Origin of the sequence: Pleomorphomonas oryzae DSM 16300 (assembly GCF_000422965.1) — a bacterium.
Lineage (GTDB): Bacteria > Pseudomonadota > Alphaproteobacteria > Rhizobiales > Pleomorphomonadaceae > Pleomorphomonas > Pleomorphomonas oryzae.
In genome coordinates this window covers 358,233-364,828 of record NZ_AUHB01000005.1, presented here as the reverse complement: position 1 = coordinate 364,828, position 6,596 = coordinate 358,233, and the positions used below count along the sequence as shown (strand labels likewise).

Below are 6,596 nucleotides of genomic sequence, written 5' to 3'. Positions count from 1 at the left end.
CCTATTACAATGGCTTCGGCATCACCATAACCCGCGTGATGACCGACAACGGATCCTGCTACAAATCCAAAGACTTCGCAAAGGCTTGCAAGGATCTCGGCCTGAAACACATCCGAACGAAGCCCTATACGCCGAAGACCAACGGTAAGGCTGAGCGGTTCATCCAGACCGCTCTGCGTGAATGGGCATACGCACGCGCCTATCCAACCTCAGATCACCGCAAAGCCCACTTGCCAGAGTGGACCCACATGTACAATTGGCACAGACCACACGGTAGCCTTGACGCCAAAACCCCTATCAGTCGCCTCAACCTAACCAGCGACAACCTCTTGAGGCTTCACATCTAGAAGGTAGCCGGCGTATTGACCCAGAAGATGCTGGCCCGGCGGTCACCGGCATTGCGATAGTGATGCGGCAGGTCGGAATTGAAGGCGAAAGCGTCGCCCTCCATCAGATGAAATCTCCGCTCATCAACGATCAGCTCAATTTCTCCAGCAATGACGTAGCCGACTTCTTCGCCGACATGCTGGATGGGGCCTGCGCTCTCTCCACCGACTTCGACGTGGTGGATGTTGCACTGCAAGAGATGGCCGGGCGAATAAGGAATGATCCGTTCAAGGGCAATGCCCTTGCCACGGCGCAACGGGTCGAGCGTTAGCACCGGTCGCGTACCGGCCCGGAAGATCATCCCTTCCTCGCCGTGCGACTCCTCGAAGAACCAGCCGATATTCTTGTCGAGCACCTTGATGATCCGGTGCAGCATGGGCAGCGACGGCGATGCCTTGCCATTCTCGATTTTCGACAGCAGGCTTTCCGAACAACTGGCAGCTTGGGCCAGCGCCTTCAGCGTCATGCCGCGCGTTTGGCGCGCGAGCTTGAGACGCGTGCCGAGACCGACCGGCATGCCGTTGCGAATGTCCTCAGACTGAATGCTGGGGGTATCAACGAGGACCGTATCGTCCATCTTCATCAAAAGCACTTTCCTGGCCGGCCACCATCTCGCTCCCCTGGAAGTTTCCGCGGAGCAACTCCAGACGCGACGGGCCGTCCGCGCCGCTCAAGCCCACTGGCGGCCAGCAATCGCCGGACCGCGCCCCGCAGGCTAGATCGTTCGAATTGAGACTCAACTCGCGGCATTCGTCAATGCAAGGGATTGCCACCGCAGGGAGAAGGCCCAACCCGCGCAATTTCGGATCACGCCCAGGAAACATGCAGGACTACTTGACAGCCATCATTACCACCCCCTTAATGTCAGATGTCAGACCAATTTTTCGGGCGTCGGCCCGATCATGTGAATGGCGGATCGATGGCCGGCGACCTTTCCTCTCTGGAACGAATTCCGCGCGTCGACCGCGTCCGCAGCGTCATGAACGCGCTCTCCGACCATATCGAGCGCGCCGGTATGAAACCCGGCGACAAGTTGCCGACTGAACGTGAGCTATCGCTGGCGCTCGGCGTCGGGCGATCGACCGTGCGCGAAGTGATCCGCCAACTTCAGGCGCTCGGCGTCGCCGAGCCGCGTGTCGGCTCCGGTACCTTTCTCATCCGAACGATCACGCCCGGCACAGTCCACATGCCGCTGTCTCTGGATACCTCCCACCTCAGGGACGCGTTGTTGCAAACGCTGGAAGTGCGGCGCGGCATCGAGGTGGAAGCATCGGCGGTGGCGGCCCTCAAGCATACGCTCGAGGACATCCCTCTGATGGAGGCGACGCTGGTTGAGATGGAGCGCGTTCATCTCGACAAAGGGACTGCTGGCCGGGAAGACCTCGCCTTTCACCTGTCCCTTTACGACGCCACCCACAACCCGCTGTTTCCGCGTCTGCTTGAGCAGATGCGCGAGACCTTCGAGAGTTTCTTCGACCAACCATTCGACCGGCCGGATTTCGCCCGGCGGTCCTTCCCGTTCCATCGCGAGCTGTTCGAGGCGATCGTCGCCCGCAACGTCGCTCTGGCACGCGAGAAGACTTACGCGATCCTCGAAATTGTCGAGGAAGACATCAAGGACATGTCCAGATGAGTGAGGAAGCCGACCCGATCAGGCGTGCCAGCCTGATCGTCGCCCATGACGAGGTGAACGCCTACGACGCCGTTGTGCCGCCGATCGTCCAGACGTCGCTGTTCACTTTCTCGTCCTATGACGAGATGAACCAGACCTACATGGGTAAGATAACCCGGCCGACTTACAGCCGAGGACTTAATCCGACCGTTCGCCACTTCGAGGAGATGATCGCGCGACTCGAAGGCGGCGAGGACGCCATCGGCTTTGCCTCCGGCATGGCCGCGATTTCCTCGACGGTGATGACCTTCGTCCGACCCGGCGACAAGCTCCTCTGCGTCCGCCACGTCTATCCCGACGCCTATCGGCTGTTCGAAATCCTCTTGAAGCAATACGGCGTCAACACCGTTTATGTTGACGGTCGCGACGAGGCGGCCGTGGCGAGGGAACTGCCCGGCGCCGCGCTGTTCTACCTCGAAAGCCCGACCAGCTGGTCGATGGATGCGCTCGACGTCGCCTCGCTTGCCGCCATGGCCCGCAAACACGGTGTCGTCACAGCGATCGACAACAGCTGGGCATCGCCGGTTTTCCAGCAACCGCTATTGCTCGGCGTCGATCTGGTTCTCCATTCGGCATCCAAATATATCGGCGGACATTCGGATGTCGTGGCCGGTGTTGTGACCGGATCGAAGGCGCTGCTCGGCAAGATCCGTTCGACGACCTATCCCTATCTCGGCGGTAAGCTGTCGCCGTTCGATGCCTGGCTGCTGATCCGCGGCCTCAGGACACTGCCGGCCCGCATGAAGGCGCACGAAGCGGCGGCACTTTACGTTGCCCGCAAGCTCGCCGCTCATCCTCTTGTCGAGAATGTTCTGCACCCCGGCCTCGGCAACGCGCTGCCGCCGGGCCTCTCCGGAACATCTGGGCTGTTCTCGTTCACCTTCAGCGAGGGCGTCGATATTCCGAAGTTCGCCGACCAACTGAAGCTATTCAAGCTCGGCGTCAGTTGGGGCGGGCACGAAAGTCTCGTCGTTCCAGCGACCGTCGTTCACAACCAGGCCGCCGGCCCGAACTCGGCCGTCGACTTCGGCATCAGCCCGCGCGTGGTGCGTCTGCATGTCGGCCTTGAAGGCGCAGAAGCGCTCTGGACCGACCTCGGCGCCGCCATCGACGCGGCACGCATGTAGGAGCCAGCGCCCTCGACAATTCTCCGGCTTGGAGGGGCCGGCAAAGGCCTCGGTGCAAATAAAAATCAGGGGCACCGATGCCCGATCGACCGGGTTCACCGGCCGAACAACAGAAAGACCGCACGGCGGGGCCTCCAGCACCCCGCCCTCAAGTGGCAACCAAGGAAAGGGGAACTATCATGAACAGGATTTTGGCTATCGCGTCGCTATCGACGCTGCTCATGGCCGGCACGGCCCTCGCCGACACGACGCTGAAGCTCGTCGAGGTGATCACCAGTTCCGAGCGCACCGAGACGCTGAAGGGTATCGTCAAGACCTTCGAGGACGCCAACCCCGGCACCAAGGTGGAGATCATCTCCCTGCCGTGGAACCAGGCCTTCGAGAAATTCGCCACCATGGTTTCGGCTGGCGAGACGCCCGACGTCGTCGAAATGCCCGATACCTGGCTAGCGCTCTATGCCAACAACGGCGCGCTCGAAAGCCTCGAGCCCTACCTTGCCAAGTGGCAGTACACCCAGGGCCTGACGTCGCGCGCGCTGGAAATGGGGCGGTCGGTGAAGAACACCGCCTATATGCTGCCCTATGGCTTCTATCTCCGGGCGATGTTCTACAACAAGAAGCTGCTCTCCGAGGCCGGCGTCGCCGAGCCGCCGAAGACGCTCGACGAGTTCAAGGCCGCGGCCGAGAAGGTGTCGAAGCTGCCCGGCAAGTCCGGCTACTGCCTGCGCGGTGGTCCTGGCGGCCTCAACGGCTGGGTGATGTTCGGCGCCACCATGGCCGGCGACAACAGCTTCTTCAAGAAAGACGGCACCTCGACATTTGCCGATCCAGGTTGGGTGAAAGGCATCAGCTATCTCATCGATCTCTACAAGTCCGGCCTCGCTCCGAAGGACAGCGTCAACTGGGGCTTCAACGAGGTGGTCGGCGGCTTCTACTCGGGCACCTGCGCCTTCCTCGATCAGGATCCGGACGCCCTGATCTCGATCGCCGAGCGCATGAAACCGGAGGACTATGGCGTCGCTCCGTTCCCCAAGGGGCCGGCTGGCAAGGCCTTCCCGACCATCGGCTACGGCGGCTGGTCGATGTTCGCCAACAGCGAGCACAAGGACCTCGCCTGGAACCTGATCGCCACGCTCGAAGCGCCGGAAGGCAATATCGCCTGGAACAAGCGCATCGGCGCGCTGCCGATCCATACGGCGGCCGAGAAGGATCCCTTCTACGCCAGCGAACAGTTCAAGGGCTGGTTTGAAGAGCTCGGCGATCCCAATGTCACCCCGACGGTGATGCCGACACATCTCGAGGAGTTTGCCTTCTTCAAGGACTCGCTGGTGATCAACACCAGCCAGAAGGCGCTGCTCGGCGAAATCTCGCCGGAGGATCTCACCAAGCAGTGGGCCGACTATATGACGGCCGCGCAGCAGAAGTTCCTCGCCGCCAAGTAACGCGCGCACCTGCCTTCCGGTCGGGCGCGATGGCCGACCGGAAGGCGTCGCTTCCAGCTTGGAACTCCGGCGGCACCTGCGCCGCCGGAATTCATGCGATCCGCCGGAACCTCGGTCCCGACGGCGATCGAGTTCCCGTGCCTCGGTAAAGACCGAGCGCCGGTCCATGACCCCATGCGAGTTTCTTCCCGATGACCTCCTTCTCTGCGGCAGCGCCCCCGAATGGCGACCGCCGGACACCGATGCAAAGGCTCGCCGCGCGTCTGGAGCCATGGCTCTATTCCGCGCCCGTGCTGATCCTGATCGTCGCCATCATGCTGGTGCCGCTGGCGCTCGGCGTTTCCTATGCGTTTCGCGATATCAAGCTGCTCAATCCGTTCAGCGGCGGCTTCGTCGGCCTCAAGCATTTCCGTGAGCTTGCCAGCGACAGCGCCTTTCGCGGCGCGCTCATCAATACGCTCTGGTGGACCTTCAGCTCGGTCATCCTGCAGTTTCTGTTCGGTCTGATCCTGGCCCTGCTGCTCAACCAGCCATTCAAGGGACGGGCGCTGGCGCAGGCCTTGTGTTTCCTCCCCTGGGCAGTCCCGAGCTTTCTGTCGGGCCTCGACTGGGCGTGGATGTTCAATCCCGTCGTCGGCCCCATTCCCCACTGGCTCTATGCGCTGGGGATCATGTCGGAGCCCAGCAACATCCTCTCCGATCCGAAAACCGCCATGTGGGGCCCGATCGTCGCCAACGTCTGGTGGGGTATTCCCTTCTTCGCCATCACCATGCTGGCGGCGCTGCAGGCGATCCCCAAGGATCTTTACGAAGCGGCCGAGATCGACGGCGCCGGCCCGATCGAGCGTTTCCGGTCGATCACCGTGCCGTTCCTGGCGCCGACCATGGCCATCTCCATCCTGTTGCGCACCGTGTGGATCGCCAATTTCGCCGACCTGATCATCGTCATGACCAATGGCGGGCCAGCCGATCGAACCCAGATCGTGGCGAGCTACATCTTCACCCAGGCCTTCCGCCGGCTCGACTTCGGCTACGCCTCAGCGATCGCGCTGGTGCTCCTGGTGCTGCTGCTCGCCTATTCGATGCTGATCGTCGTCTTGCGCCAAACCATGCTGTCGAGGCACTGACATGACCAGAAAGCGCCTTGTTCTCACCGTGCTGCACCGGCTGGCCGTCCTCGCCTATGTGGCCTTTGCCCTGTTTCCCTTGTTCTGGCTGCTCAAGGTGTCGGTGACGCCAACCAGCCTGCTCTACACCGAGGGCATCCGGCTGTGGCCGTCGCGGGCAAGCCTTGAGCACTATGAATTCGTCCTGACTCACTCGAGCTTCCCGACTTTCTTTCTCAATTCGACGATCGTTTCGGCGTCGACGGCGGTGATCGTCACTATCGTTTCCTCGCTGGCAGGTTACGCCATGTCGCGCTTCGTCTTTCGCGGCAAATACTGGATCGTCGCCCTGCTCCTGCTGACCCAGATGTTCCCGCTGGTCATGCTGATCGCGCCGATGTTCAAGATGCTGTCGCCGCTCGGGCTCACCAATAGCCTCACTGGTCTCGTCATCGTCTACGTCGCCTTCAACGTGCCGTTCGCCACCTTCCTGATGCAGTCCTTCTTCGACGGCATTCCGAAGGATCTCGAGGACGCGGCGATGATCGACGGCGCCACGCGGTTCACGGCCTTCCGGCAGATCATTCTGCCGCTGACGCTACCCGGCATCGCCGCGACGCTCGGCTTCGTGTTCACGGCGGCCTGGAGCGAACTTCTGTTCGCGCTGATGCTGATCTCCGGCGAAAAGGCGACCACCTTCCCGGTTGGCTTGTTGTCCTTCGTCTCCAAGTTCTCGGTCGACTTTGGGCAGATGATGGCCGCCGGCGTTCTGGCGCTGATCCCCGCCTGCCTGTTCTTCCTTCTGATCCAGCGCTATCTCGTGCAGGGCCTGACGGCCGGCGCGGTGAAGGGCTGAGGAGCA

General features: G+C 61.8%; 7 protein-coding genes. 6 read left to right on the top strand and 1 reads right to left on the bottom strand.

All coding sequences use genetic code 11. From position 1 onward, the window contains the following. A partial coding sequence (locus G522_RS0111165; protein WP_156886910.1) for an integrase core domain-containing protein occupies positions 1-347 on the top strand: 347 nt, incomplete at its 5' end. Here the strand turns inward: G522_RS0111165 and G522_RS0111160 are convergent. After that, entirely contained in the window at positions 344-904 is a 561-nt protein-coding gene (locus tag G522_RS0111160; protein WP_051228538.1) for a cupin domain-containing protein, read from the bottom strand. The genes G522_RS0111165 and G522_RS0111160 overlap by 4 nt on opposite strands. A 402-nt stretch (positions 905-1,306) precedes the next feature. Between G522_RS0111160 and G522_RS0111155 the strand changes: the two genes are divergently transcribed. The 5 genes from G522_RS0111155 (at position 1,307) to G522_RS0111135 (ending at position 6,590) form a co-directional block, all read left to right on the top strand. After that, a complete protein-coding gene (locus tag G522_RS0111155; RefSeq protein WP_156886909.1) occupies positions 1,307-2,020 on the top strand; it encodes a FadR/GntR family transcriptional regulator in 714 nt (237 codons plus the stop codon). Then, positions 2,017-3,186 carry a PLP-dependent transferase gene (locus tag G522_RS0111150; protein ID WP_026791115.1) on the top strand — a complete coding sequence of 390 codons (1,170 nt, stop codon included), beginning with the start codon at positions 2,017-2,019 and terminating at the stop codon, positions 3,184-3,186. Before G522_RS0111155 ends, G522_RS0111150 begins: the two co-directional genes overlap by 4 nt. A gap of 179 nt (positions 3,187-3,365) precedes the next feature. Beyond that, the gene (locus G522_RS0111145) at positions 3,366-4,628 is read left to right on the top strand and encodes an ABC transporter substrate-binding protein (RefSeq protein ID WP_026791114.1); all 1,263 of its coding nucleotides are present in this window, start codon (positions 3,366-3,368) and stop codon (positions 4,626-4,628) included. A gap of 242 nt (positions 4,629-4,870) precedes the next feature. Continuing rightward, positions 4,871-5,755, top strand: coding sequence for a carbohydrate ABC transporter permease (locus G522_RS0111140; protein ID WP_425414057.1), 885 nt, complete (start codon positions 4,871-4,873; stop codon positions 5,753-5,755). Position 5,756: 1 nt separating this feature from the next. After that, positions 5,757-6,590: a carbohydrate ABC transporter permease gene (locus G522_RS0111135; protein ID WP_026791112.1), complete on the top strand. Its 834-nt coding sequence runs from the start codon at positions 5,757-5,759 to the stop codon at positions 6,588-6,590. Positions 6,591-6,596: the final 6 nt, after the last annotated feature.

Excerpts from the sequence above, each read along its gene's own strand:
- G522_RS0111155 (WP_156886909.1), top strand. The coding sequence starts at position 1,307 with ATGGCCGGCGACCTTTCCTCTCTGGAACGAATTCCGCGCGTCGACCGC.
- G522_RS0111145 (WP_026791114.1), top strand. The coding sequence starts at position 3,366 with ATGAACAGGATTTTGGCTATCGCGTCGCTATCGACGCTGCTCATGGCC.
- G522_RS0111160 (WP_051228538.1), bottom strand. The coding sequence starts at position 904 with ATGCCGGTCGGTCTCGGCACGCGTCTCAAGCTCGCGCGCCAAACGCGC.
- G522_RS0111150 (WP_026791115.1), top strand. The coding sequence starts at position 2,017 with ATGAGTGAGGAAGCCGACCCGATCAGGCGTGCCAGCCTGATCGTCGCC.
- G522_RS0111135 (WP_026791112.1), top strand. The coding sequence starts at position 5,757 with ATGACCAGAAAGCGCCTTGTTCTCACCGTGCTGCACCGGCTGGCCGTC.
- G522_RS0111140 (WP_425414057.1), top strand. The coding sequence starts at position 4,871 with ATGCAAAGGCTCGCCGCGCGTCTGGAGCCATGGCTCTATTCCGCGCCC.